The 26,687-nt window shown below is 68.6% G+C and carries 24 protein-coding genes; 14 read left to right on the top strand and 10 right to left on the bottom strand.

Annotated elements, in window-relative coordinates; all coding sequences use genetic code 11:
* Window positions 1-144 precede the first annotated feature (144 nt).
* Window positions 145-1,188 carry a LysR family transcriptional regulator gene (locus tag CSC65_RS04535; RefSeq protein ID WP_162408840.1) on the top strand — a complete coding sequence of 348 codons (1,044 nt, stop codon included), beginning with the start codon at window positions 145-147 and terminating at the stop codon, window positions 1,186-1,188.
* Window positions 1,189-1,289: 101 nt separating this feature from the next.
* Here CSC65_RS04535 and CSC65_RS04530 read toward each other — a convergent pair whose 3' ends face one another.
* The 7 genes from CSC65_RS04530 to CSC65_RS04500 all read right to left on the bottom strand — a co-directional run bounded on the left by CSC65_RS04530 (window position 1,290) and on the right by CSC65_RS04500 (window position 7,452).
* The gene (locus CSC65_RS04530) at window positions 1,290-1,964 is read right to left on the bottom strand and encodes a YiaD family glycine zipper/OmpA-like lipoprotein (RefSeq protein WP_238390272.1); all 675 of its coding nucleotides are present in this window, start codon (window positions 1,962-1,964) and stop codon (window positions 1,290-1,292) included.
* 129 nt (window positions 1,965-2,093) lie between these two features.
* Window positions 2,094-3,500, bottom strand: coding sequence for a replicative DNA helicase (locus CSC65_RS04525; RefSeq protein ID WP_162408838.1), 1,407 nt, complete (start codon window positions 3,498-3,500; stop codon window positions 2,094-2,096).
* Between the two features lie 191 nt (window positions 3,501-3,691).
* Window positions 3,692-4,141 carry a 50S ribosomal protein L9 gene (gene rplI / locus CSC65_RS04520; protein WP_162408836.1) on the bottom strand — a complete coding sequence of 150 codons (450 nt, stop codon included), beginning with the start codon at window positions 4,139-4,141 and terminating at the stop codon, window positions 3,692-3,694.
* A 150-nt stretch (window positions 4,142-4,291) separates the two neighbouring features.
* The gene (gene rpsR, locus CSC65_RS04515) at window positions 4,292-4,522 is read right to left on the bottom strand and encodes a 30S ribosomal protein S18 (protein ID WP_052633502.1); all 231 of its coding nucleotides are present in this window, start codon (window positions 4,520-4,522) and stop codon (window positions 4,292-4,294) included.
* Between the two features lie 23 nt (window positions 4,523-4,545).
* Entirely contained in the window at window positions 4,546-4,980 is a 435-nt protein-coding gene (rpsF, locus tag CSC65_RS04510; protein ID WP_162408834.1) for a 30S ribosomal protein S6, read from the bottom strand.
* A 252-nt stretch (window positions 4,981-5,232) separates the two neighbouring features.
* Entirely contained in the window at window positions 5,233-7,029 is a 1,797-nt protein-coding gene (locus CSC65_RS04505; RefSeq protein WP_162408832.1) for a DUF885 domain-containing protein, read from the bottom strand.
* 90 nt (window positions 7,030-7,119) lie between these two features.
* Window positions 7,120-7,452 carry a HesB/IscA family protein gene (locus CSC65_RS04500; protein ID WP_162408830.1) on the bottom strand — a complete coding sequence of 111 codons (333 nt, stop codon included), beginning with the start codon at window positions 7,450-7,452 and terminating at the stop codon, window positions 7,120-7,122.
* Window positions 7,453-7,632: 180 nt separating this feature from the next.
* Between CSC65_RS04500 and asnS the strand changes: the two genes are divergently transcribed.
* The 13 genes from asnS to CSC65_RS04435 all read left to right on the top strand — a co-directional run bounded on the left by asnS (window position 7,633) and on the right by CSC65_RS04435 (window position 23,198).
* On the top strand, window positions 7,633-9,033 hold the full coding sequence (gene asnS, locus CSC65_RS04495) for an asparagine--tRNA ligase (RefSeq protein WP_162408828.1): 1,401 nt from the start codon (window positions 7,633-7,635) through the stop codon (window positions 9,031-9,033).
* 72 nt (window positions 9,034-9,105) lie between these two features.
* Window positions 9,106-9,411 carry a hypothetical protein gene (locus CSC65_RS04490; RefSeq protein ID WP_162408826.1) on the top strand — a complete coding sequence of 102 codons (306 nt, stop codon included), beginning with the start codon at window positions 9,106-9,108 and terminating at the stop codon, window positions 9,409-9,411.
* A complete protein-coding gene (locus CSC65_RS04485; RefSeq protein WP_162408824.1) occupies window positions 9,408-9,722 on the top strand; it encodes a hypothetical protein in 315 nt (104 codons plus the stop codon). The genes CSC65_RS04490 and CSC65_RS04485 overlap by 4 nt, the downstream gene beginning before the upstream one ends.
* Window positions 9,723-9,760: 38 nt before the next feature.
* Window positions 9,761-10,393, top strand: coding sequence for an FMN-binding negative transcriptional regulator (locus CSC65_RS04480; RefSeq protein ID WP_162408822.1), 633 nt, complete (start codon window positions 9,761-9,763; stop codon window positions 10,391-10,393).
* 66 nt (window positions 10,394-10,459) lie between these two features.
* Window positions 10,460-11,125, top strand: a complete 666-nt coding sequence (gene can / locus CSC65_RS04475; protein WP_162408820.1) for a carbonate dehydratase — start codon at window positions 10,460-10,462, stop codon at window positions 11,123-11,125.
* A gap of 47 nt (window positions 11,126-11,172) precedes the next feature.
* Window positions 11,173-11,736, top strand: a complete 564-nt coding sequence (locus CSC65_RS04470) for a 3-hydroxyanthranilate 3,4-dioxygenase (RefSeq protein WP_162408818.1) — start codon at window positions 11,173-11,175, stop codon at window positions 11,734-11,736.
* Between the two features lie 34 nt (window positions 11,737-11,770).
* Window positions 11,771-13,051, top strand: a complete 1,281-nt coding sequence (gene kynU, locus CSC65_RS04465; RefSeq protein WP_162408816.1) for a kynureninase — start codon at window positions 11,771-11,773, stop codon at window positions 13,049-13,051.
* Window positions 13,041-14,447, top strand: coding sequence for an FAD-dependent oxidoreductase (locus CSC65_RS04460; protein ID WP_162408814.1), 1,407 nt, complete (start codon window positions 13,041-13,043; stop codon window positions 14,445-14,447). Before kynU ends, CSC65_RS04460 begins: the two co-directional genes overlap by 11 nt.
* Window positions 14,448-14,461: 14 nt before the next feature.
* Window positions 14,462-15,901, top strand: coding sequence for an exodeoxyribonuclease I (sbcB, locus tag CSC65_RS04455; protein WP_162408812.1), 1,440 nt, complete (start codon window positions 14,462-14,464; stop codon window positions 15,899-15,901).
* Window positions 15,898-16,584, top strand: coding sequence for a DUF2461 domain-containing protein (locus CSC65_RS04450; protein WP_162408810.1), 687 nt, complete (start codon window positions 15,898-15,900; stop codon window positions 16,582-16,584). Before sbcB ends, CSC65_RS04450 begins: the two co-directional genes overlap by 4 nt.
* Window positions 16,585-16,587: 3 nt before the next feature.
* Entirely contained in the window at window positions 16,588-17,196 is a 609-nt protein-coding gene (locus CSC65_RS04445) for a DUF2939 domain-containing protein (RefSeq protein ID WP_202922827.1), read from the top strand.
* A gap of 86 nt (window positions 17,197-17,282) precedes the next feature.
* A complete protein-coding gene (locus CSC65_RS04440) occupies window positions 17,283-19,946 on the top strand; it encodes an N-acetylmuramidase domain-containing protein (RefSeq protein WP_162408808.1) in 2,664 nt (887 codons plus the stop codon).
* A 108-nt stretch (window positions 19,947-20,054) separates the two neighbouring features.
* The gene (locus tag CSC65_RS04435) at window positions 20,055-23,198 is read left to right on the top strand and encodes a hypothetical protein (protein ID WP_162408806.1); all 3,144 of its coding nucleotides are present in this window, start codon (window positions 20,055-20,057) and stop codon (window positions 23,196-23,198) included.
* 70 nt (window positions 23,199-23,268) lie between these two features.
* On the opposite strand, the gene acnB is transcribed toward CSC65_RS04435, so the two are convergent.
* From acnB to CSC65_RS04420, 3 genes are read right to left on the bottom strand one after another with little or no spacing between them, the layout of a single operon-like run.
* Window positions 23,269-25,860, bottom strand: a complete 2,592-nt coding sequence (gene acnB / locus CSC65_RS04430; protein WP_162408804.1) for a bifunctional aconitate hydratase 2/2-methylisocitrate dehydratase — start codon at window positions 25,858-25,860, stop codon at window positions 23,269-23,271.
* A 37-nt stretch (window positions 25,861-25,897) separates the two neighbouring features.
* Window positions 25,898-26,296, bottom strand: coding sequence for a type II toxin-antitoxin system VapC family toxin (locus CSC65_RS04425; RefSeq protein ID WP_162408802.1), 399 nt, complete (start codon window positions 26,294-26,296; stop codon window positions 25,898-25,900).
* Between the two features lie 6 nt (window positions 26,297-26,302).
* Window positions 26,303-26,503: an AbrB/MazE/SpoVT family DNA-binding domain-containing protein gene (locus CSC65_RS04420; protein ID WP_162408800.1), complete on the bottom strand. Its 201-nt coding sequence runs from the start codon at window positions 26,501-26,503 to the stop codon at window positions 26,303-26,305.
* Window positions 26,504-26,687: the final 184 nt, after the last annotated feature.

Below are 26,687 nucleotides of genomic sequence, written 5' to 3'. Positions count from 1 at the left end.
CTTGGCGATCCACATGCGGGTGGCCAGGGCTACGGGGGATGCCGGCCAAGTTACGCCGCCAATCAGGACTTGATTAGTCCTGATTAAAGGGAATAATCATCCCGCCGAAGGGCCAATCCCTTCTCCTCCTCCCGGATTTCCGACATGGCATACGACCTCAACGACACCCTGGTCTTCGTCAAGGTGGTTGAACAGGGCAGCTTCATCGCCGCGGCCAAGACCCTCGGCCTGCCCAAGACCACCGTCAGCCGCAAGGTGCAGGAACTGGAAACGCGCCTGGGCGCGCAGCTGCTGCACCGGACCACGCGCCGGCTGGGCCTGACCGAAGCCGGCAACGTCTACTACGAGCACTGCCAGCGCATCGCCCACGAACTGGACGAAGCCGAAAGCGCGGTCGGCCAGTTGCAGGGCGGCCCGCGTGGCTGGCTGCGCTTCACCGTTTCCTACTCGATCGGCATCGCCTGGATATCGCCCTTGCTGGGCGAATTCCACGAACGCTACCCCGACATCCGCCTGGACATGCACATGAGCAACGATCCGGTGGACATGATCGGCAACGAGATCGACGTCGCCCTGCGCGTCGGCACCCTGCCCGACTCGAGCCTGGTCGCGCGGCGATTGGCCAGCTTCCGGACCCAGATCTTCGCCAGCCCGCACTACATCGCCAAGCACGGCGAACCGCTGCATCCGGACGAACTGCAGCACCATCGCATCGTCGCGGTCCGCAAGAGCTACCACCACCATCCCTCGCGCATCACCTGGCCGCTCAGCGACGGCAGCCGCACGGTGGAATATCCGATCAACCCGCTGATGGCCGCCAACGATCCATCCGCCCTGCTGGGCGCGGTGCTGTGCGGCGAAGGCCTGACCCTGGCCAGCGACGTCACCGCAAAGCCGTACGTGGAGGCCGGCGTGCTGCGGCGCGTACTGGCCGGCTGGACCGGTCCGGAGGTCGACCTCAACGCGGTGTTCCCGCGGGGCCGGGTGGTGTCGCCGAAAGTGCGCGCCTTCGTCGACTTCCTGGTCGAACGGCTTAGCTCCAACGCCGATTACATGATGGCCCAGTGCCCGGCGATGTGCAGCGTCACCGGAGAGCTCAAAAGCCAGGCCGCTGCAGCGAGCGCCTCCACGGATGAAGAGTCCGCCGGACGGGAAGGCAAGCGCATCCTCGAACAGGTCACAGGCTGAGCTGCGGCTCCTCCACATCCGCGATCTCGCGCCAAAAAAACGGGCCGCAAAGCGGCCCGTTTTCTTCGTCGACTCCGCGAGCCCGCGGCCGGGGGATCGGTTTACGACTGCACCGGCACCAGGGTGATCTCGACCCGGCGGTTCGCCGCGCGTCCCGCCTCGGTGTCGTTGCTGGCGATCGGATAGCGCTTGCCGCCACCGATGGTGATCAGGCGCTCCTGCTGCACGCCCTGCGCGGACAGGTACTGGGCGACGGCGCCGGCACGCTGCTCCGACAGGCGCTGGTTGACCGCCTCGCTGCCGATGCTGTCGGTATGGCCAGCCACCTCGACCACGGTCTGGTTGTACTCGCGCAGCACGCCGGCCACGTCGTTGAGCACCGGATAGAAGCTCGGGTCGATGTTGGCGCTGTTGAAGGCGAAGGTGACATTGCCCGGCATGTTCAGGGTGATGTTGTCGCCCTTGCGCGCCACGTCGACGCCGGTGCCCTGCAGCTTCTCGCGCAACGCGGCCTGCTGCCGGTCCTGGTAGTTGCCGATCGCGCCGCCGGTCAGGCCGCCGATGCCGGCGCCGATCATCGCGTGCTGCCGGCGCTCGACGGCGCTGTCACCGGTCAGCAGGCCCGCGGCGATGCCGATGCCGGCGCCGATCAGCGCACCGGTGCCGGTACGGTTGGCCTGCTGCTGGCCGGTGTACGGGTCGGTGGTCTGGCAGCCGGCCACGGCGACGGTGAGCAGCGCGGCGGCGAGGACGAAGGAAGTCTGCTTGCGGATCATGGACACGCTCCTGTGCATGGTAAACATGGCCATTCCGGCCACGGACGGGCAATGCTACGGCGCCGATCGTGAGCGCCGGGTAAGGGCGCGCGCGGCCTGTCACGCAGCCGCCACCTCCCTGGAACCGCGCTACTCGAACACGCCGACCGCGTCGTGGGTCAGGTTGTCGAAGCGCGTGTACTCGCCGAAGAACTTCAGCTTCAGCGAGCCGGTCGGGCCGCTTCGCTGCTTGCCGATGATGACTTCGGCCAGGCCCTTGTCCGGCGAATTCTCGCGGTTGTAGTAGTCGTCGCGGTAGATGAAGACGATAAGGTCCGCATCCTGCTCGATGGCGCCCGATTCGCGCAGGTCGGCCATCACCGGACGCTTGTCGGTACGCGTTTCCAGCGAGCGGTTGAGCTGCGACAGCGCGATCACCGGCACGTTGAGCTCCTTGGCCAGCGCCTTGAGCGAGCGGCTGATCTCGGAAATCTCGGTGGCGCGGTTCTCGTTGTTGCCCGGCACCTGCATCAGCTGCAGGTAGTCGATCACGATCAGGCCCAGGCCGTGCTCGCGCTTGAGCCGGCGCGCCTTGGAACGCAGCACGTCGGGCGACAGCGCCGGGGTGTCGTCGATGAATATCTTGACGTCGCGCAACATGCGGATCGCGCTGGTGACGCGGCTCCAGTCCTCGTCCTCGAGCTGGCCGGTACGCAGGCGGGTCGCATTGACCCGGCCCATCGAGGAAATCAGGCGCAATGCCAGCTGCGAGGCCGACATTTCCATCGAGAACACGGCCACGGCCTTCTTCGACTTCATCGCCCCGTACTCGGCGATGTTCAGCGCCAGCGTGGTCTTGCCCATCGCCGGGCGCGCGGCCAGGATGATCAGGTCGGTCGGCTGCAGGCCGGCGGTCATCTCGTCGAATTCGGTGTAGCCGGTGGGCAGGCCGGTGACGCCGCCGCCGCTGTTGTAGCGGCTCTGCAGCACCTCGAAGGCTTCGGTCAGCGCGCGGTTGACCGGGGTGAAGTCCTGGCGTCCACGCGACCCGGCCTCGGCGATCGCGAACACCTCCTGCTCGGCCTTGGCCAGCAGCTCGGCGCTGTCGCGGCCTTCGGGCTGGAAGCCGTTGTTGACGATGCCGGTGCCGATCTCGATCAGCTGCCGCAGCACCGCCTTGTCGCGGACGATCTCCGCGTAGGCGCGGATGTTGGCGGCCGAAGGCGTCGTCGTCGCCAGCTCGACCAGATAGGCACCGCCATCGATCTGCTCGGAATAGCCCTGCGAATCGAACCACTCGCCCAGGGTGACCGCGTCGAACGGGCGGCTCTTCTCCGCCAGCTCCCGAATCGCCCTGAAGATCAGCTGGTGGTCGCGCCGGTAGAAGTCGTTCTCCACCAGCACGTCGCCGACCGCGTCGTAGGACTCGGGGGCGAGCATCAATCCGCCCAGTACCGCCTGTTCGGCCTCGACCGAATTGGGCGGAACCCGGAGCTGCTCGATGCGGGCATCACTGCGGTCGCTGCGGTCGTTGCGGAAGCCGGGGCGTGCGGACATCGGGGCGCTGGACTCCAGGCTGCGTGCGGAGGGAAGGAAGGGAACGGGATCGGCCATGGTAGTCGCCTCGGCAGAGGGGACGTTGCAGATAACCCTGTGCATAACCGGTGGGCATCTCACCGGCCGCGACGGCGCCGCACAAAAGCGAAGGGCGCCCTGCGGCGCCCTTCGTCATGCCATGGCCGGATGGATCAGGCTTCCGGCTGGACCACGACCTTGACCGTGGTCTCGACGTCCGCGTGCAGGTGCACGAGCACGTCGAACTCGCCGATGTGGCGGATCGGGCCTTCGCCCATCACCACTTCGCTCTTCTCCAGCGGCAGGCCGGCGGCGGTGAAGGCGTCGGCGATATCGCGCGGGCCGACCGAGCCGTACAGCTTGCCTTCGGTGGAAGCATTGACCTTCAAGGTCACGCTGGCGCCTTCCAGCTGGGCGACGCGGCCCTGGGCGCCGTCAAGGTTGGCCTTGGCCTTGGCCTCGTAGTCGGCGCGCTTGGCCTCGAACTCGGCCACGTTGGCGGCGGTGGCCGGCACGGCCTTGCCCTGCGGGACCAGGAAGTTGCGGCCGTAGCCCGGCTTCACGTCGACCTTGTCGCCGAGGTTGCCGAGGTTGGTCACCTTCTGCAGGAGGATCAGTTGCATTGTCTTGCTCCGTTATCCGTTAGCGGCGCCGGGGCGCCGCAACGAGTGCTGTCCGAATAGGACGGGTGTGTTTCGACAGCGGGTGTGACCCGGGGCGCCCTTCGCCAGCAGTCCGCAGGTGGATGCGCGGACTGTTGCGAAGGACCCGCATCACACGTCGTGGTTGTCGGTGTACGGGATCAGGGCCAGGAAGCGCGCGCGCTTGATCGCGGTCGACAGCTGGCGCTGGTAACGCGACTTGGTGCCGGTCACGCGGCTCGGAACGATCTTGCCGTTCTCGGTCAGGTACTGGCGCAGGGTGTTGAGATCCTTGTAGTCGATCTCCTTGACACCCTCGGCGGTGAACTTGCAGAACTTGCGGCGACGGAAGAACTTGGACATGTGTGTGCTCCTAGGGGGCGAGATCAGGCGGCTTCGGCGTTGTCGCCGTCGTTGTCGGCGGCAGCAGCAGCAGGTGCGCCCTCGCCTTCTTCGTCACGGCGGCGGCGCTCGCCACGCTCGGGCTTGTCGCCCTTCTCGTCCTTGCTCTTCATGATCAGCGACTGCTCGGTGTCCGGGCCATCGCGGCGGATCACCAGGTGGCGCAGGATCGCGTCGTTGAAGCGGAAGGTCTCGACCAGCTCGTCAATCGCAGGCTGGCTGGCCTCGATGTTGAACAGGACGTAGTGGGCCTTGACCAGGTTCTGGATCGGGTAGGCCAGCTGGCGGCGGCCCCAGTCTTCCAGGCGGTGGATGGTGCCGCTGGAGCCTTCGATCAGCGACTTGTAGCGCTCGATCATGGCCGGCACCTGCTCGCTCTGGTCCGGATGGACCAGGAACACGACTTCGTAATGACGCATTGTGTCTTCCTCGTGGATGCGGCCCTTGCAGGCCTGGCAGCCCCCCGTCGATCCGGAACTGGATGCGGTGGGGCAAGGTCTCCCCGCACCAGGTAGCGCAGGGAGCCGGAAATTATGCAGGGTCAGGCACTTGGACGCAAATCCCGGGTACAGATCCGGTCTGGATAGCGGCACGGCCGGGGGCCCGCGGTTCCGGGCCGGGTACGCCCGGCCCGGCCCATACTCTCCCCCGGACCGCCCTGACCCCGGGATTCAGCCCGGCTTGCCGGCCCGCTTTCGCTCGGCGATCCAGGTCCGGACACGCTTCTCGAGCGTCTCAAGGGGTACCGAGCCGGTATCCAGGACCGCATCGTGGAAGTCGCGCACGTCGAAGGCCGGACCCAGTTCGCGCGCCGCCTCCTCTCGCAGGGCCGAGATCCGCAGCTGGCCGATCTTGTAGGCCAGGGCCTGGCCCGGCCAGGCGATGTAGCGGTCGATCTCGTTGACCACGTCCTGTCCGGTCTTGGGCGAGTTGTCCATGAAGAAGTCGATCGCCTGCTGCCGGCTCCAGCCCTTGGCGTGCATGCCGGTATCCACCACCAGCCGCACCGCGCGCCACATGTCGTAGGCCAGCTGGCCCATGCGGTCGTAGGGGTCGTCGTAGAGGCCCATGTCGTAGCCCAGGCGCTCGGCGTACAGGCCCCAGCCCTCGCCGTAGGCGACGAAGTAGGCGGTGCGGCGGAACATCGGCAGGTCCGGCAGCTCGGCCCCGCGGGCGAACTGGAAGTGGTGGCCCGGCACGGCTTCGTGCAGGGACAGGGCCAGCATTTCCCAGGTCGGCCGCACCTCGGGCTTGTACAGGTTGACGTAGTAGAACCCTGCCCGGCTCCCGTCCACCGCGCCGGGCTGGTAGTAGGCCGTGGTGGTGTCCGGGGCGATGTTGTCGGGAATGGCACGCACCCCGTACGGCAGGCGCGGGATGGTGCGGAAGACCTTCACGAGTTCCGGATCGATGCGCTTGGACAGGGCCTGGTAGGCCTCCAGCAGGTCGGCCGGATCCTTGTGGAAGAACTTCGGATCGGTGCGCAGGTGCTGGAAGAAGGCGTGCAGGTCGCCCTTGAAGCCGACCTCGGCGCGGATCTTCTCCATCTCCGCGCGGATCCGCGCCACTTCCTTCAGGCCGATTTCGTGGATCTGCCCGGCGGTCAGGTCGGTGGTGGTGTACCAGCCGGCGAGGAAGTCGTAGTAGGCCGGGCCATCCGGAAGATCGGTCGCGGCGATGGTGTCGCGGGCCCGCGGCAGGTAGTCCTGCTCGAAGTAACGGCCGAATTCCCGATAGGCGGGGACCACCTGCGATGCGATCGCCTCGCGCGCCTGCTTGCGCAGCGCTTCCTGCGTGGCCGCCGGGATCGATTCGGGCATCTTCAGGAACGGCTTGTAGAACGGGCTCTTCGCGGGATCCTCCACCACCTGGCCGCGGATCTGCGCCGGCACGCGCTGCATCAGCACCTTCGGCGGCATGCTGCCGGCCTCCGCGCCCGCTTTCATCAGGGCGGTGTTCTGCTCCAGCAGCACCGGCAGCGCATGCAGGCGGGCGATCCAGTTGCGGTAGTCCTGCTCGCTGGCGAACGGCAGCAGCTCGGCGATGCCGTCGGCGGTCTGCACTCCGCCCTGGTGGCCGATCGGCTGCAGGTACTCACGGAACTTCTGCCTGGCCACCGCCCGTTCCTGCAGCCAGGCGAACGTGTCGTAGTTGAGCTGGTCGGCCGGCGACAGCGACGCGCGGTCGATCCGCTGCAGCGCTTCCAGCGCTTCGCGATCGGCCGCCTCGCGCCGGGCGATGGCCGCCAGGCTCATGTCGCTCCAGCGGTCGTCGTAGCGCCGATCCCCCTGGTAGGCGGCATTTTCCGGGGATTCGCGCAGGCCGCGCTCCCACTCGGCATCGAACAGGCGATGCAGTGCGACTGCGGCTTCGTTGCGCGACGCGACGGCCGGCTCGCGTGCGGCGGGGGCGGCGAATGCGGGGAAGCAGCAGGCCGCCAGGGCGGCGGCGAGGACGGTGCGGCGCATGGAGTCTCCAGCTGGACGGCAAAGCCCAAGCCTAACCCGTCGCGGGCCGACGGCGCCGTGCCGGAAGTCTCCGCTCGAAGCCGCAGGCGCTCAGGCCTCGCCGGTGGTGAAGCTCTCGCCGCAGCCACATCCGGCCGTGGCGTTGGGATTGTTGAAGACGAAGGTCTCGCCCAGTCCCTGCCGGGCGAAATCGATCTCGGTACCGTCCACCAGCGGCAGGCTGTCGGCGTCCACGAAGATGCGCACGCCGGACTGCTCGAACACCGCGTCGCCTTCACGGCTGTCGCGGGCCAGGTCGGCCACGTGGCCCCAGCCGGAGCAACCGGTGCGGGTCACGCCGAAGCGCAGGCCCAGCGCGGCCGGGTCGTGCTGCAGGAAGCGCTGCACGCGCTCCAGGGCGACAGGGGTCAGGGTTACGGCCATCAGGAACCTCCAGGATTGCCCGTCGATTATAGGCGGGGCCGGCGCCTCGCCGGTGCCGGGATTGATATCGGCCGCAGGACGCTGCGGCGCGGCGCGGGCATCGGTGCCTCGCAACCGCGCGGCCGCAGCCGCTACACTTCCGCTCTCACAGATGGGCCCCAGGCCAGAAGGATTCAAGCCATGACGGTGGTCAGCGTCGAACATGCGCTTGCGGGCAGGATCCCCGCCGGCGGCGAGGTCACGGTACGCGGCTGGGTGCGGACCCGTCGCGACTCCAAGGCCGGGCTGAGCTTCGTCAACGTCAGCGATGGCTCCTGCTTCGCCGCCATCCAGGTCGTTGCGCCGTCCACGCTGGCCAACTACGAATCGGAAGTGAAGCACCTCACTTCGGGCTGTTCGGTGATCGCCACCGGCACCCTCGTCGCCTCGCAGGGCCAGGGCCAGAGCTTCGAGATCCAGGCCTCCAGGATCGAGGTGGTGGGCTGGGTCGAGGATCCGCTGACCTATCCGATGCAGCCCAAGCAGCATTCGCTGGAATACCTGCGCGAGTTCGCCCACCTGCGCCCGCGCACCAACCTGTTCGGCGCGGTGACCCGCATCCGCCACTGCCTGTCCCAGGCCGTGCACCGCTTCTTCCACGAACGCGGCTTCTACTGGATCAGCACGCCGATCATCACCACTTCCGACGCCGAGGGCGCCGGCCAGATGTTCCGCGTCTCGACCCTGGACCTGGCCAACCTGCCGCGCGGCAAGGACGGCGCGGTGGATTTCTCCCGCGACTTCTTCGGCAAGGAAACCTTCCTGACCGTGTCCGGCCAGCTCAACGTGGAGGCGTACTGCCTGGCGCTGAGCAAGGTCTACACCTTCGGCCCGACCTTCCGCGCCGAGAACTCCAACACCACCCGGCACCTGGCCGAGTTCTGGATGATCGAGCCGGAGATCGCCTTCGCCGACCTGGCCGCCGACGCCGACCTGGCCGAGGATTTCCTCAAGTACCTGTTCCGCACGGTGCTGGAAGAACGCGCCGACGACATGGCCTTCATCGCCGAACGCGTGCAGCCCGATGCGATCACCAAGCTCGAAGGCTTCATCAACGCGCCGTTCGAGCGGATCGACTACAGCGAGGCGATCACCCTGCTGCAGAAATCCGGGAAGAAGTTCGACTTCCCCGTCGAGTGGGGCCTGGACCTGCAGACCGAGCACGAGCGCTGGCTGACCGAGGAACACGTCGGCCGCCCGGTGGTGGTCATGAACTATCCCGAGCACATCAAGGCGTTCTACATGCGCCTGAACGACGACGGCAGGACCGTCGCGGCGATGGACGTGCTGGCGCCGGGGATCGGCGAGATCATCGGCGGCAGCCAGCGCGAGGAGCGCCTGGACGTGCTCGACGCGCGCATGGCCCAGTTCGGCCTGGATCCGGAACACTACGGCTGGTACCGCGACTTCCGCCGCTATGGCGGCGTGCCGCATGCCGGCTTCGGCCTGGGCTTCGAGCGGCTGGTGGTGTACGTGTGCGGGCTGTCCAACATCCGCGACGCGATCGCATACCCGCGCGCGCCAGGCAGCGCCGAGTTCTGACATGCGAGCCCCTCGCAAGACCCGGCACGTGCATGTGCCGGGGTTCAACCTGATGTGGATGTCACAAGCACCATGATCCTGTTCTTCGCCCTGTGTTTCGTCGGCGTGGCCATCGCCGGGGCCACCGCCTTCGTGATCTTCTGGCCGCTGACCCTGGTCCACGTGCGTGACCGGCATGCCGGCACCTCCGCGGACTTCGGGCCGGGCGCCTTCGCCAATCCGGCTGCGTTGCGCTGGCTGCTGGGCGGCGGCTACCGCGCCACCCCCGACCGCTCGCTGAGCGGCCTGGCCACGCCGGCGCGGATCGCCCTGCTCACCATCATCTTCGGCCTGTCGATGGCAGGCCTGCTCTGGCTGGTCGCCGAGGTAATGCCATGAATCCCGATGCTTCCCTGCACCAGTCCTGGTGGCTGGCCACGCTGGGCCACGTCCTGCACTGGGCACGACTGGGCGAACGCGAAGGCGGCACCGGCGAGGTGCTCGACCACAACGGCAACCTGCACACCTATGACAGCGAAGACACCGCGCGCGCACTGCTGATGGACGCCGGTTTCGTCGAGTTCGATGGCATGGACGAGGAAGACGCGCTGGAGCGCGGCTTTTCGCTGGACGAAATCGCACCCCCTCGCGCCGATAGCGACGAGGAACTGGTCGCGCAGATGACCGTCAACCTCGGCCGCCGGGCCTGAGCCGGCAGGCGTTCCCGTCAGCGGGAACGACCACGCCCATGTACACACCCCACGCCTTCGCCGAACACGACCTCGCCGGCCTGGACTGGCTGGTAGCGCGCGATCCGTTCGCCACCCTGGTGACCTGCGGCGCCGATGGCCTGCCGGTCGTGTCGCACCTGCCGGTGCTGTATGCGCGCGATGGCGGCCGCATCCTGATCGAAGGGCACTGGGCGCGGCCCAATCCGCAGGCCGCGCATGCGGGCCCCGCCCTGCTGCTCGTTCACGGCCCGCACCATTACATTTCGCCGGGCTGGTATGCGGACAAGGAAGACGCGGCCCGCGTACCGACCTGGAACTACGCGGTCGCGCACCTGGCCGGGATCCTGCAGCCGCTGCACGAGGAAGCGGCGCTCGCCTCGATCGTCGCCCGCCTGGGCGAGCGCTTCGAAGCGCAGGTGGGCGGCCAATGGCGCTACGACCACGACAACCCGCGCGAGCGTTCGCAGCTGCGCGGCATCGTCGGGTTCCGCTTCGAGCCGGACCGGGTCGAGCTGAAGTTCAAGCTCAACCAGAACCATCCGGTGGCCAATGTCGAAGGCGCCATCGCCGGCCTTGGGCAGCTGCCAGGCGAAGCCGCCGCCGGGGTGGCCGCACTCATGGCCGACCGGCTGGCAAGGCCACGGGACTGAACCGGCGCGCGGCCACCCGGCACGGGGTGCGAGCGGCGACCGGCCCGGGTCTGTGATAATGCCGGCATGGCCGACGAACTGAACGAACTGATCCGCCGCAACCATGCCTGGTCCGAGCGCGTGCGCGCCGAGGATCCGGAATTCTTCTCGCGGCTGTCGCAGCAGCAGGCGCCGGAATTCCTGTGGATCGGATGCTCCGATTCGCGGGTGCCGGCCAACCAGATCATCGACATGGCGCCGGGCGAGGTCTTCGTCCACCGCAACGTGGCCAATGTCGTGGTCCACACCGACCTCAACTGCCTGTCGGTGATCCAGTTCGCCGTCGACGTGCTCAAGGTCAAGCACATCCTGGTCGTCGGCCATTACGGCTGCGGCGGTGTCTACGCCGGCCTGACCAGGCTGCGGCTGGGCCTGGTCGACAACTGGATCCGCCACGTGAGCGACGTGGCCGACCGCCATGCCGACTGCCTGCACCATAGTGGCGGCCTGGAGCTGCAACACGACCGCCTGTGCGAGCTCAACGTGCTCGAGCAGGTGGTCAACGTCTGCCAGACCACGATCGTCCGCGATGCGTGGGCGCGCGGGCAGGAACTGACGGTGCACGGCTGGGTCTACAGCCTGAAGGATGGTCGCGTGCACCACCTGGGCATGGACATCGACACGATCGACTGCCTGTCCGGCAAGTACGACGCCGCCCTCGCCCGCATCCGCCAGGATCGCGAGAACCGCTGAGCCATCCGCTTTCAAGTGCCGGCCCCGGCACCGCGCAGGAATCCGCCATGCTGCCCGCCCCGCTCAACCTGCAGGCCTGGATCGAGGAACACCGGCACCTGCTCAAGCCGCCGGTCGGCAACAAGTGCATCTACGACGGCGATTTCATCGTGATGGTGGTCGGCGGCCCGAACGCGCGCACCGACTTCCACTGGGACGAAGGCCCGGAGTGGTTCTACCAGCTCGAAGGTGAAATGGTGCTGCGCGTGCAGGACAACCCGCAGGGCGGCCCGGGCGTCTTGCGCGACATCCCGATCCGCGCCGGCGAGATCTTCCTGCTGCCGCCGCGGGTGCCGCATTCGCCGCAACGCATGCCCGGCAGCGTCGGCCTGGTGGTCGAGCGACGCCGGCTCGCGCACGAGGACGACGGCCTGCTGTGGTTCTGCGAACGCTGCAACCACAAGCTGTACGAAGAGTATTTCCACCTGCGCGACATCGAGCAGGACTTCCCGCCGGTGTTCGAACGCTTCTACGGCTCCGAGGCGCATCGTACGTGCAGCCACTGCGGGCACCTCAACCCGCGCCCCGCGCGCTACGACCCGCAACCCGAATCGCTGGCCGACATCACCTGATGCGGCTGCCCACCCTCTTCCGTACCTGGAATCCATGAGTCACGCCACCGCAAGCGCCCGCACCCACGCCCTCGCCATGGACGCCGCCGACCCGCTGCGTCCGTTCCGCAACGAGTTCCTGATCCCCAGGCACCGCGACCGCGAGCAGACCTACTTCGTCGGCAACTCGCTGGGCCTGCAGCCGCGCGGCGCGCGGGCGCACGTGCTGGAGGTGATGGACAAGTGGGCCGGCGAGGCGGTCGAGGGTCACTTCAGCGGCGACACCGGCTGGATGACCTACCACGGCCTGGTGCGCGAACCGCTGGCGCGCCTGGTCGGCGCGCAGCCGGGCGAAGTGGTGGCGATGAACACGCTGACGGTGAACCTGCACCTGATGCTGGCCAGCTTCTACCGGCCCACCCGCGAGCGGCCGGTGATCCTGATGGAGGCCGGCGCGTTCCCGTCGGACCGGCATGCCGTGGAATCGCAGATCCGCCTGCACGGATTCGACCCGGCCGCCGACCTGGTCGAGGTACAGCCCGACGAGCCCGACGGCACGCTGTCGATGCAGGCGATCGAGCGGGCGATCGCCGAACACGGTCCGCGCCTGGCGGTGGTGCTGTGGCCCGGCATCCAGTACCGCACCGGCCAGGCTTTCGATTTGCCGGAAATCGCACGGCTGGCGCGGGCCCAGGGCGCGGTCGCAGGTTTCGACCTGGCCCACGCGGTCGGCAACCTGCCGCTGGCGCTGCACGACAGCGGCGCGGACTTCGCGGTGTGGTGCCACTACAAGTACGTCAACGCCGGTCCGGGTGCCGTCGCCGGCTGCTTCGTGCACGAACGGCATGGCCAATCGGGCATGGCGCGACTGGCCGGATGGTGGGGCCACGATGCGGCCACCCGCTTCCGCATGGCGCCGGAATTCGTTCCAGCCGCCGGCGCCGAGGGCTGGCAGCTGTCCAATCCGCCGGTGCTGGCACTGGCCCCGTTGCGTGCCTCGCTGGACCAGTTCGAACGCGCCGGCGGCATGGCCGTGCTGCGTACCAAGTCGGAGAAGATCACCGGCTTCCTCGACCAGCTCATCCGCCAGCGCCTGGCCGGCACGCTGGAGATCATCACCCCCGCCGATCCGTCCCGGCGCGGCGCGCAGCTTTCGCTGCGCGTGGCGGGCGGGCGCGAGCGCGGCCGCGAACTGTTCGGGTACCTGCGCGATACCGGCATCCTCGGCGACTGGCGCGAACCTGACGTGATCCGGATCTCGCCGGCGCCGCTGTACAACCGCTTCGCCGACGTCCTGCGATTCGTCGAGGAAGTGGAGCATTGGCGTGGGGTCTGAGCCCGCGCCGCGCGAGCGCGGCCTGACCCTCGTCGGCGCCGGCCTGGCCGGCTCGCTGCTGGCCATCCTGCTCTCGCAGCGAGGCTGGAAGGTCACCGTATACGAGCGGCGTGGCGACCCGCGGATCAAGGGCTACGAGTCCGGGCGCTCGATCAACCTGGCCCTGGCCGAACGCGGACGCCACGCCTTGCGCGCGGCCGGCGTCGAGGACGCGGTCATGGCGCAGGCGGTGATGATGCGCGGGCGCCTGATCCACGGCCTGGACGGGTCTTTGCAGCTGCAACGGTATGGACGCGACGATTCGGAAGTGATCTGGTCGGTGCACCGTGCCGACCTCAACATCGCCCTGCTCCGCGCCGCCGAACGCGCCGGCGCCACGATCCATTTCCACCGGCGCCTGCACACGGTTGACTTCGATGCGGGTTCGGCGCGCCTGATCGACGACCGCGACGACCAGCCGCATGACATCCGCTTCTCCACCCTGATCGGCAGCGACGGCGCAGGTTCGGCCCTGCGTGGCGAGATGGTGCGCAAGGCCGGGATCGGCGAGCGCACCGAGTTCCTGGACCACTCGTACAAGGAACTGACGATCCCACCCGGCGCCGACGGCGGCTACCGGATCGAGCCCAACGCGCTGCACATCTGGCCGCGCGGGCACTACATGTGCATTGCGCTGCCCAACGACGAGCGCACCTTCACGGTCACGCTGTTCCTGCCCAACCATGGACGGCCCGGCGGCGACGGGGCACCGGGCATCGACCCCAGCTTCGCCAGCGTGCGCAGCGGCCAGGAAGTCCGTGCGCTGTTCGCACGCGATTTCCCCGACGCGCTGCCGCTGATCCCGGACCTGGAACAGGACTGGGAACAGCACCCGCCAGGCCTGCTCGGCACGCTGTACCTGGACCGCTGGCACCTGGGCGGCCGCGCGGTGGTCCTCGGGGATGCCGCCCACGCGATGGTGCCGTTCCACGGCCAGGGCATGAACTGCGCCTTCGAGGACTGCGTGGCGCTGGCCGACGCCATGGACGCGCATCCCACGCTTGCACAGGCGTTCGCCGCGTTCGAGGCCGAGCGCCGGCCCAACGCGGCGGCGATCCAGGCGATGGCGCTGGAAAACTACATCGAGATGCGCGACCGGGTCGACGACCCGCGCTTCCTGCTGCAACGCGACCTGGAGCGCGCCCTGCAGGAGCGCCACCCGCATCGTTTCGTGCCGCACTACGCCATGGTCACCTTCATGCGCATTCCCTACGCGGTCGCGCTGGAGCGCAGCGAGATCCAGCGCACGATCCTGGAGCAGGCCACGCAGGGCCACGACGACCTGTCCGCGGTCGACTGGAGCGCGCTGGACCGCATCGTCCACGAGCGCCTGCCGGTCCTGGAGGACGCGCGCTAGCGCGAAGGCAGCCCATGACCGACAGCTTCCTGTTCTACGACCTGGAAACCTTCGGCGCCGATCCCCGGCGCAGCCGCATCGCCCAGTTCGCCGCGGTCCGCACCGACAGCGCGCTGCAGGTGGTCGAGGACCCGGTCAGCCTGTTCGTGCAGCCCGCCGAAGACCTGCTGCCCTCGCCCATCGCCACGCTGATCACCGGCATCACGCCGCAACAGGCCCTGCGCGATGGGGTGGTCGAGGCCGAAGCCGCCGCGCGCATCGTCGACGAACTCTCGCGTCCCGGCACCTGCACGCTCGGCTACAACTCGCTGCGCTTCGACGACGAGTTCGTCCGCCACACCCTGTTCCGCAACTTCTTCGATCCCTACGAGCGCGAGTGGCGCAACGGAAACTCGCGCTGGGACCTGCTCGACGTGCTGCGCCTGGCGCACGCGCTGCGCCCCGAAGGAATCACCTGGCCGAAGCGCGAAGACGGCGCCACCTCGTTCCGGCTCGAGCACCTGGCGCTGGCCAACGGTGTACGCGAGGGCGATGCGCACGAGGCGCTCTCGGACGTGTACGCGACGATCGGCCTGGCGCGCCTGCTGCGCCAGTCGCAGCCCCGGCTGTGGGACTACGCGCTGAAGCTGCGCGACAAGCGCCACGCCGCCGGCCTGGTGGACACCTTCGCGATGCAGCCGGTGCTGCATGTATCGCAACGCTATCCGGCCAGCCGCCTGTGCGCGGCGATGGTCCTGCCGCTGAGCGTGCATCCGTCGATCAGCAACCGGGTGATCGTGTTCGACCTGGATGGCGACATCGATGCGTTGATCGAACAGGACGCCGCTGGCATCGCCGAGCGGCTCTACACGCCCGTCGCCGACCTGCCGCCCGGGGTAGCCCGCGTGCCGCTGAAGGAAGTGCACCTGAACCGGTCGCCGATGCTGGTGCCCTGGGCGCACCTGCGCCCGGAGGATTTCCAGCGCCTGGGGCTGGATCCGGATACGCTGCAGGCCAAGGCCGTGCGCCTGCGCGAGCGTGGGCCGGCCCTGGCCGAGAAGGCACGCCAGGTCTACGCCACCGGCCGCGACTACGCCGACGGCGACGTGGACGGCGCGCTGTATTCCGGTTTCTGCGGTGAAGGCGACAAGCGGCTGTGCACCCAGGTGCGCGCCACCGCGCCGGCCGAGCTCGGCACGCGCGCCTTCGACTTCCGCGACCCGCGCCTGCCTGAACTGCTGTTCCGCTATCGCGCGCGCAACTGGCCCGAGACCCTGACGCCCGCCGAACGCGGACGCTGGGATGACTATCGCCGCCGCCGGCTGGCCGACGGCAGCGAACTGTCCGAGTACGGTCTTGACGGCTACTTCGCCGAGATCGCCACGCTGCGCGCAACCCACGCCGGCGACCCGTCCAAGCTGGCCCTGCTCGATCCGCTCGAGCACTGGGGCCGCGAACTGCAGGCGACCCTGTGAGCACGTATTTCAGCGCTGCCAGTTTCAAGTTCCTGCGCGGCCTGTCCCGGCACAACGACAAGGCCTGGTTCGAAGCCCACCGCGAGGATTACGAGGCGCACGTGCGCCAGCCGTTCCTGCGCCTGATCACCGACCTGCAGCCTGGACTGGCCGCGGTGAGTCCGCACTTCCGCGCCGATCCACGCACGATCGGCGGATCGCTGTTCCGTATCTACCGCGACGCGCGCTTCTCCAATGACAAGTCGCCGTACAAGCCGTGGCAGGGCGCGCGGCTGTTCCACGAGCGTCGCCGCGAGGTTCCCGCGCCGTCGTTCTACGTCCACCTGCAGCCAGGCGAGAGCTTCGTCGGTGGCGGCCTGTGGCACCCGGAGCCCGATACCCAGCGTCGCGTTCGCCAGTTCATCCTCGACAACCCCGGCGCCTGGAAGAAGACCGCGCACGCGCCGGCTTTGCGGCGGCGCTTCGAACTGGATGACAGCGAAGTGCTGTCGCGCGCACCGCGCGGCTTCCCGGCCGATTTCGAGTTCATCGACGACCTCAAGCACCGCAACTGGGTGTTCACGCGGCCGCTGGATGATGCGGCCATGACCGGTCCGCGCCTGAGGAAGACCCTCGAAACCGACCTGGCTGCGTTGGGGCCGTTCATCGACTACCTTTGCGCTGCACTGGACCTGGAGTTCTGAGCCATGGATCCGAAACCCGCGCCGCCTCCCGTTCCTGGCCGCCGTGCGCCACCGCTGCGCGGGATCGTCGCAGCGCTCGTGCTGTTGCTGCTGGCGCTGCTCGCCTGGGTGGCCGCCGGCCCCTGGCTGGCGGTGCGCGGGATCGAACGCGCGATCGCGCAACGCGATGCCGCCGCCCTCGAACGGCATGTCGACTTCCCGCGGCTGCGGGTCAACCTCAAGGCGCAGCTGGACGATCGCATGGTCCGGACCGCCGGCGAGGACGTGGCAGGCAACTTCTTCGGCGCCCTGGCCCTGGCGGTAGCCGGCAGCGCCAGCGGCGTGGCGGTCGACACCCTGGCCACGCCGCTTGGCATCGGTGCCCTGCTGCAGGGCCACGTGCTGTGGCAGCGCACGGGCGGCCGCACGGTGGGTGGCGACACCTGGGCGGAGGCCGAACCGGCGCGCCCGCTGCAGGGCACGCGCCTGCGCTACGAATCGCTGTCGCGTTTCACCGGCACCCTCGAGCACGCCAACGGGCACCGCACTGTGTTCGTCCTGCAGCGCCAGGGCCTGCGCTGGCGCCTGGTCGACATCCGCCTGCCCGAGGACCTGTCGACCTACCTGCGCTGAACCGCTCACGAAAGCGGCGACCGGTGTCCTGAGCCACGGCCCGCCTGCGTTGTCCTCGTAGTCACCTGTCATGGAGTGGAGCCCGCATGGACACGGATATCAAGCGCAGCGTCAGCGATGCGATGTGGAAGCAGCTGGCGGCCCGCCTCCAGGTCGAACTGCCCGCCCTGAAAGCCATCGCCGAGGTCGAATCCAGCGGCAGCGGCTTCCTGCCCGCACCCGATCGCCGGCCGAAGATCCTGTTCGAGGGCCACATCTTCCACAGGCTCACCGCGGGGCGGTACAGCGCCAGCCATCCGAACATCAGCTATCCCAAGTGGGACCGGCGCCAGTACTCGGGCTCGCTGGCCGGCGAATGGAAGCGGCTGGACAAGGCCGCCGCGCTGGACCCGGCCGCGGCGATGCAGTCGGCCAGCTGGGGCGCGTTCCAGATCATGGGCTTCAATTACGCGCTGTGCGGTTTCGACAGCGTCGGGCGCTTCGTGGAGTGCAATGCCGGTGGCGCCGACGGACAACTGGAAGCGTTCGCGAGCCTGCTGGCTCGACCCGGCTCGCCGCTGATCGTGCCGCTGCGCCGCAAGGACTGGGCCAAGTTCGCCAGCCTCTATAACGGCCCCGGTTATCGGCAGAACCGCTACGACGAAAAAATGGCTGCCGCTTACGCGCGGCACGCGGCCGCGCCGGTGCGCGGCGGGCGCCGCGCTGGCGCGGGCGCCGCGAAGAAAGCCTCGCCCCGTTCGCTGGTCGCACCCGGCCGGCCGGAGATGGCGCCGCTGGAAATGCTCGAGCTGACCGCCGTGGGCACCGCGCGCAAGCGCACCAGCCGCGTCTTCAACGTGCGGCCGGACTCGGTCGACCTGCGCGACTGGGAGTACCAGCCGCCGGTCTCATCAGCGCCACAGGACGTGCGCTATCCGCCGGACGTGCGGCCCATGCTCGACCAGGGCATGACCAGCGCCTGCACCGGCTATTCGCTGGCGGTGGTGATCGAGTACCTGCTGGTACGCGCCGGCCGCCATGTCGAGTCGATGTCGCCGTTCATGCTCTACAGCATGGCGCGCCGCTACGACGAGTGGGCCGAGAACGACGACGGCGGTCCGGAGGCCGACTCCGGCTCCTCGCTGCGCGGCGCGCTCAAGGGCTGGCTGCGCCATGGCGCCAGCAGCGCGCGGCTGTGGCCGAAGATGGACATGCCGGTGCCCAAGCAGGCGGCGAGCGAGGACTGGTGGACCGACGCGATCAAGCGCCCGCTCGGCGCGTACTACCGCCTGGACCCACGCTCGCTGCGCGACATGCACGTGGCCATCGACCAGGTCGGCGCGCTGTACGCCAGCGCCTTCACCCATGGCGGCTGGGAAGAACTCCTGCTCGACCAGCCGGTGCCGCGACCGGAAGACCCGGCCGACCTGCCGGTGATCAAGCGCAAGACCGGCAGCCCCGACGGCGGGCATGCATTCGCCATCGTCGGCTACACGCGCGACGGTTTCATCGTCCACAACTCCTGGGGCAATGTCTGGGGCAAGAGTGGACTGGCGGTGCTGCGCTACAGCGACTGGCTGGAGAACGCGATGGACTGCTGGGTCGCGCAGCTGGGCGTGGTCACCGCCGAGCACGAGGCGATCGCCGATGCGACCTCGCTGCGCATCGATACCAGCGGCAAGGGCGTGGTTTCCAGCAATCCGATCCTGGCCGCGCACGAGCTGAGCCCGTTCATCATCAACATGGAGAACAACGGCAAGCTGAGCCAGCGCGGCCAGTTCCGCACCCAGGAATCGGACGTGGACGCGCTGTTGCGCATCCACCTCAAGGAGGCCTGCCGCAAGTGGGGCATGCGCGCCAACCAGGCGGTGGACATCGCCATCTACGCCCACGGCGGCCTCAACAACGAGGACGCGGCGGCCCAGTCGGCCAAGCTGTGGGTACCGAAACTCTATGACGAGAAGATCTTCCCGGTGTTCCTGATGTGGGAAACCGGCGCGATCAAGACCGTCACCAACATGATCGAGGACAAGATCGCACCGGACGAGGCGCGCGCATCCGGCGCGTGGCAGAAGGTCAAGGACAACTGGAAGGAATGGTGGAACCAGCGCGTGGAAGGTATCGCCCGCCCGCTGGGTCGTCCGCTGTGGAGCGAAATGAAGGAGAACGCGGCCCGGATCAGCAGCAACCCCGGGTCGGGCGTGCGCATGCTGTTCAACCTGTACAAGGCCAAGGGCAAGGAATACGGGTTGCCGAAGATCCGGCTGCACCTGATCGGACACTCGGCCGGCGGCATCCTCCATTCGCACCTGGGCGCGGCGGCCATCCAGGCCGGTTTCGACCTGCGCTCGGTCAGCCTGATCGCGCCGGCGGTGCGGGTCGACGAGTTCGACCGCACCCTGGGCAAGGCGGTACTGAAGACCGGGACCAAGCTGTTGGTGGCGCACCTGACCGATGCGGCCGAGCGCGCCGACCCGACCTGCAAGCCCTACGGCCATTCGCTGCTGTACCTGGTCTCGCGCTCGTTCGAGGACAAGAAGGAGACGCCGATCCTGGGCCTGGAGCGCGACCTGGTGCCGGCTCGCGCCACCCTGCCGTGGGGCGCGCAGATGATGGCGGTGGCCAGCCCGCATTCGGACATCGCCCGGTTGCCCAGCGCCACGGCAATCGACGGCAGTTCCAGCCGTTCGACCGAGGCCACCACCCACGGCAGCCTGGACGACGACAAGGCGCTGCAGCGGCTGGTGTTCGACCTGATCCACAAGGCCTGAGCGGGCGCCTCGCGCCCGCCGGCTGGAACGAGGAGAGGCGAGATGGAGGCGGTGACCGGCGTCGCCGGCCGAGCATGGGCCGCATGCCGCGCGCGCGCGAAAGGCACAGTGGCCGGCCTGCTGCTGGTGCCCGTGCTGGCACTGGGCCTGCACGCGCGCGCCGATGCCACCGTGGCCCTGCCCGCACCGCCCGCACCGCCCGGCGTGGAAGCGGCGGTCGAACCGGATCCGGCTGCGCGCGGCGAAGGCGTACTGGTCGATTCGGCGGCAGTGCGCGACGTGTTCGATCCGCTCCCCGGCGTGAGTGCGCGCACCGGCGCCTACTGGCAGGCCGCGGTGGCCACCCTGCCCGACCCGGTCGAGTCGCGGCTGGGGCGTTCGTTCGACATCGAAGTGGCCACGCTGGTGCGAAGCTTCCAGTTCGGCGGCTACGTGCTGCAGGGCCATGCGATGCCCTGGCCGGTCGTGGCCGAAAAAAGCGACGGGCCGCCGCCGCGACCATTCCGCAGCACGCCCGGCGTCCTCGTGTTCCGCAACGATGCCTGGCGCGATCCCGAAAATGCGGGACCGCGCACGCGCTACTTCGTCCTCTACCTGGTGGGCGAATCACCGACCTTCGGCGTGCAGCGGCTGGCATTGTGCCGGGCCGTGCGCCAGGCCATCGCGCTCAACGCCGGCGGCGAGCGGCCGCGCAGGCACGATGGCGGCGCCGCATGCATGACCGGCGCTCCTGCCGAACCTGGTGACGCCGCGCGCGTGGCGGTGCTCGGCCCCACCTTCTCCGGATCGCTGGCTTCGATTTCAAGCATCGCCCAGCAGGCCGGGCTGCACCTTGACCTGATGAGCCCGTCGGCGACGGTCGCCAGCAACCGGCTGATCGAGCAGGATGATCCGGCGGGTCGATATTCGGTCCGTTACCGCACCTTCGCCCAGTGGGACCAGCTGGCGCAGATGGCCCACCTGTTCGCCTACCTGGAAGTCGTGCATGGCATCTGCCCGGGCGAGGTGGTGGTGCTGACCGAAGAGTCCGCATTCGGCCAGGGCACCCAGGAGACCCGCACCCAGCTGGGTGGCGAGCGCGCCGCCGCCGAAGCGATGGGCGAAAAGGCTCCGACCTGCGCCGGCAGCCCGCAACCGACCTACCTGCAGTTCCCGCAGAATATTTCCGCGATCCGTGCCGAACACGCCAATCTCGATCGCGAGGCAGCGAAGAATCCGCAACTGGTCACCCGCCGTTTCCTCGAGCTGGACATGCGCGACGCCGGCGCCAGCCTGGATCTGCCGCCGGTCTACCAGCCGCAGCTGAGCACGCGCTCGGACGAACTGAGCCTGCAACAGCTGATGGACGCCTTGAACGTCTACGTGCGGCCGCGCGCGGTGATGGTGGTGGCCACCGATGTGCGCGACCGGCTGTTCATGCTCGCGGTGGTGCGACGCTCGGTGCCGGGGGCGATACCGGTGGCGCTGGAAGGTGACCACCTGCTCACCCATCCCGAGTACCGGCGCGCCAACCGCGGCACCCTGATGGTCGCCAACGGCCGCATGCAGGCCTGCTACGTGGACGTGGTCGAAGGCAGGCGCCGCTATCGCACCGAATGCCAGCGCCCGCGCGAGGGCGCCGGTGAGCGCGAGATCGTGCCCGGAACCCGGCGCATCTTCGCCTTCCCGACCGACTATGCGGCCAACCTGTTCCGTGCCAGCCAGGAACTGCTTGCGCCCCAGGCCACGGGAACGCAGGCGACGGAAGACATGGTGCCGGCCCCCGGTGGTCGCAATCGTTCGCCGCTGAGCGTGGTCACGCTGGCCGGAATCCAGGGCCTGGAACCTGACACCTACATGCGGCTCGACGATGCGCCTGCGGTGCCCGGATCCAGCGCGACCCAAAACACCGGCACCTGGCGGGCCCGCGCACGCAGCACCCTCATCGCCGCCGACTTCCGCGTGCTCTCGCTCAACCTGGTGCTGCCGATGCTGGTCGCCGCGTCCAGCCTGGCGCTGATCGCCAGCCTGTGGTTGATGCTGTCCTCGCGTCCCGGGCGCACGGTGCTGCCGCCGGTGCGCTATGCGCTGCGCGAGACCGGGTGGCGGCTGGACCGGCTGCTGCGGGGCGGCACCGAGGGCCACGCTTCGCGACTGGCATCGGCGGCCGGCCGTCCTGCGTACAGCGCCCCCTCGCTGGCCTGCGCGCTGCTGGCGCTGCTCGCGCTGGCCACTCTGCTGCTGTTCGCGGTGCGCTGGGGCCACCTGTTGCTGACCGAGCAGTTCCGCGGCGCCATGCGCGGCGCGCTCGACCTGATCCACGGCCGCGACCGGGTCACCCTGTGGGCGATGTTCGCCCTGTACCTGTGGTTCGCCGGGCTGGTGATGACCCGGCTGCGCGCCTGGAACCGGCGCTGCGCGATCCACCTGCGGCATGCGCCGGCGGAGTTCGATGCCGGCCGCTACCTGAGCCGCCGCTACACCTTCAGTTCGATCCTGCTGGCCATCGCCGCGGTGCTGGCGCCACTGGCCTACTGGGGCAGCCGGATGCCCGAAGCGGTCGACGGCGCGCGCATGCCAGGCGCGCTCGCCCTGGCACTGCTCGGACTGGGCGTGTTCTTCCTGTCGCAGGCATTGCTGCAGAACGGCCGACTGGTCCGCCTGGGCCGCGACCTGCGCGACCACGTGATCGAACGCCTGCCCGATGGCGCCCTCCCCGCCGACTGGCCCAATCCGCACTGGCTGGGCATGTCGCCGCGCTCGCCGCTGGCCGCAGTGTTCCACGACGAGGACTGGCTGGCGCTGGAGCGTGGCGACGACCCTTGGCCGGTGCCCGATCCGGCCGATGTCCAGGCCGCGATCGCATCGACCGACCAGCGCGCACGCCTGGCTCGCTGGCGTGACCAGACGGCGGCCGAAATGAAGTTCGGCCTGACCTGCGTGCGCAGCTGCCTGTGGGCCGCGTTCGCTGCGCCGGTGGTGTTGCTGGCGATGCAGGAGGTGTTCCCGTTCGCGCTGGAGTGGGAACAGAGCGCGGTGGCGCTGGGCTCGATGACGTTGGCCTTCGCGGTCAGCGCCTGGCTGTCGATCTCGCTGGAACGCGCACCGCTGATCGGGCAGATGTTCACCAAGGATGCGCAACACGTGTCGCTGATGGACCTGATGCGGATCCTCGGGGCCAAGCTGCTGGTCCTGCTGCTGATGCTGGCGGCCACGCTGACCCCGAACCTGGGCGAGTGGCTGCAGAACTTCGTCGGCGTGCTGCGGATCTGATCTTGGCGTCGCTGCACAAAAAAGCCCGGCGCATGGCCGGGCCTTTCAGTTTTCCGTTGATTCAGATGCGTCAGGCCGCGACGGTCTTCGCCACGTCCTGGTACTCCTCGATCTGGTCGAAGTTCATGTAGCGGTAGATCTCGTTGCCGCTGGCATCCAGCACGCCGATGTCGGCCATGTACTCGGCCTTGCTCGGGATCCGGCCCAGGCGCGAGCAGATCGCCGCCAGTTCCGCCGAGCCCAGGTAGACGTTGGAGTTGCGGCCCAGGCGGTTGGGGAAGTTGCGGGTCGAGGTCGAGAACACGGTCGCGCCCTCGCGCACCTGCGCCTGGTTGCCCATGCACAGCGAGCAGCCCGGCATCTCCATGCGCGCGCCGGCGGTGCCGAAGGTGCCGTAGTGGCCTTCCTTGGTCAGCTCCGACGCGTCCATCTTGGTCGGGGGCGCGACCCACAGGCGGGTCGGGATGTCGCGCTTGCCTTCCAGCAGCTTGGCCGCGGCGCGGAAGTGGCCGATGTTGGTCATGCACGACCCGATGAACACCTCGTCGATCGCCGCACCGGCGACGTCGGACAGGGTCTTCACGTCGTCCGGGTCGTTCGGGCAGGCCACGATCGGCTCATGCACGTCGGCCAGGTCGATCTCGATGACCGCGGCGTACTCGGCGTCGGCATCAGGCTCGAGCAGCTGCGGGTTGGCAAGCCACTCTTCCATCTTCTTGATGCGGCGGGCCAGCGAACGGGCGTCGGCATAGCCCTCGGCGATCATCCACTTCAGCAGCGTGATGTTGCTGGTGAGGTATTCGATGATCGGCTCCTTGTCCAGGCGCACCGTGCAGCCGGCGGCCGAACGCTCGGCCGAGGCGTCGGACAGCTCGAACGCCTGCTCGACCTTCAGCTGCGGCAGGCCTTCGATTTCCAGGATGCGGCCGGAGAAGATGTTCTTCTTGCCGGCCTTTGCCACGGTCAGAAGGCCGGCCTTGATCGCGTAAAGCGGAATCGCGTTGACCAGGTCGCGCAGGGTCACGCCCGGCTGCATCTGGCCCTTGAAACGGACCAGCACGCTCTCGGGCATGTCCAGCGGCATCACGCCGGTGGCCGCGGCAAACGCAACCAGGCCGGAACCGGCCGGGAACGAGATGCCCACCGGGAAGCGGGTGTGCGAGTCGCCACCGGTGCCGACGGTGTCAGGCAGCAGCATGCGATTGAGCCAGCTGTGGATCACGCCATCGCCCGGACGCAGCGAGATGCCGCCGCGGGTGGAGATGAACTCCGGCAGGGTGTGGTGGGTCTTCACGTCCACCGGCTTCGGGTACGCGGCGGTGTGGCAGAACGACTGCATCACCAGGTCGGCCGAGAAGCCCAGGCAGGCCAGGTCCTTCAGTTCGTCGCGGGTCATCGGGCCGGTGGTGTCCTGCGAACCGACCGAGGTCATCTTCGGCTCGCAGTAGGCGCCCGGGCGCACGCCCTGCCCTTCGGCCAAGCCGCAGGCACGGCCGACCATCTTCTGGGCGAGCGAGAAGCCCTTGCCGCTGTCGACCGGCTGCTGCGGCAGGCGGAACAGGTCCGAGGCCGGCAGGCCCAGCGACTCGCGCGCCTTGGCGGTCAGCCCGCGACCGACGATCAGCGGAATGCGGCCACCGGCGCGCACTTCGTCGAACAGGACCTCGGACTTGACCTGGAACTGCGCGATGACCTGCCCGTCCTTGAGCGCCTTGCCGTCGTAGGGGCGCAGCTCGACCACGTCGCCGTGGCCCATCTGCGAAACGTCCAGCTCGATCGGCAGCGCGCCGGCGTCTTCCATGGTGTTGTAGAAGATCGGGGCGATCTTGCTGCCCAGGCAGACGCCACCGAAACGCTTGTTCGGGATGAACGGGATGTCCTCGCCGGTGAACCACAGCACGCTGTTGGTCGCCGACTTGCGCGACGAACCGGTGCCGACCACGTCGCCGACATAGGCGACCAGGTGGCCCTTGTCCTTCAGCGACAGGATTTCAGCGATCGGGCCACGCTTGCCGTCTTCCTCCGGCACGAACGGCGCGCCTTCGCGCGTGTTCTTGAGCATCGCCAGCGCGTGCAGCGGGATGTCCGGGCGGGTGGTCGCGTCGGGCGCCGGCGACAGGTCGTCGGTGTTGGTCTCGCCCGGCACCTTGAACACGGTGATCGTCAGGCTCTGCGGCACTTCCGGGCGGCTGGTGAACCATTCCGCGTCGGCCCAGCTCTGCAGAACGGCCTTCGCATTCGCGTTGCCGGCCTTGGCCTTCTCTTCGACGTCATGGAACTGGTCGAACACCAGCAGGGTCTTCTTCAGGCCGTCGGCGGCGATGGCCCCAACAGAGGCATCGTCGAGCAGCTCGATCAGCGGCGAGACGTTGTAACCGCCGAGCATGGTGCCCAGCAGCTCGGTGGCGCGCTCGCGCGGGATCAGCGCGTTCTTCTCGCTGCCGAAGGCCAGTGCGGCCAGGTACGAAGCCTTGACCTTGGCGGCGTCGTCGACGCCGGCGGGCACGCGGTGGGTGATCAGGTCGACGAGGAACTGCTCCTCGCCGGCCGGTGGGTTCTTCAGCAGCTCGATGACGGCGGCGGTCTGCGGCGCGCTCAGGGGCAGCGGCGGGATGCCGAGGGCGGCGCGTTCGGCGGCGTGGTGGCGATAGGCTTCCAACATGGGAACTCTCCGGGGGATCCAACAAAAAAGGAACGGGTCAGGCCTGGGGAACGACCAGTTTCAGGCCCTTGAAATACTCGCGATAGAACGCCGCATCGGTAGTGATCAGCGCATCGCACTGCAGCAGGGCGTGCGCGCCGACGAGGAATCCGGCCATCGGCCGCGGTTCGTCGCCGCGCTGGCGCTGGCGGCGCCACATCTCGCCAGCGCGTATCGCCGACTTGGCCTCCAGCGCATTGAAGTGGATGCCCATCTCTTCCAGCGCACCCAGTGCTTCGGCGCCGTTCTTCAGGCGCGCGCACAACTCCGCCAGCGCCGCATCGGCGACCACCACGCGCCCTCCGACCAGGCATTGCCGCAGGCAGGCTTCGGCCGCGTCGGCCTGCGGGCCGTCGGTCAGCAACTCCACCAGCACCGGGGCGTCGATGGCGATCATCAGCCGTCAGTCCTCGCCGGCCTGTGCGGCCGCGTCGAGCGCGAAGCGGCCACGGACCCGGGAGATCGCGTCGTCCACGCTCTTGCGCAGCACGATCCGGCTACCCTCCAGCTCGACCTTGAGTACGCTGCCCTTGGTCAGGCCCAGCGCATCGCGCACGGCCTTGGGCAGCGTGATCTGGCCTCGCTCGGCGACGATGGCTTCCATGGGCCTCTCCACGAAGGAATCGGTATGACGCAATGATACATACCATTCCATGCATACTCAAACCGGCATACGCTTCACCGGCGCACAATGGCCGGGTCCGATCCCCGGCCAATGCCTCCCCTCAACGATGGATTGCCACCGGCCACGGACCCGTCACCCAATGCACCGGATAATGCCGTGAACC

It is taken from the genome of Pseudoxanthomonas daejeonensis, assembly GCF_010093205.1.
Lineage (GTDB): Bacteria > Pseudomonadota > Gammaproteobacteria > Xanthomonadales > Xanthomonadaceae > Pseudoxanthomonas > Pseudoxanthomonas daejeonensis.
Note: the sequence above shows the minus strand (reverse complement) of the source record. Positions and strands in the feature narration are given on the sequence as shown.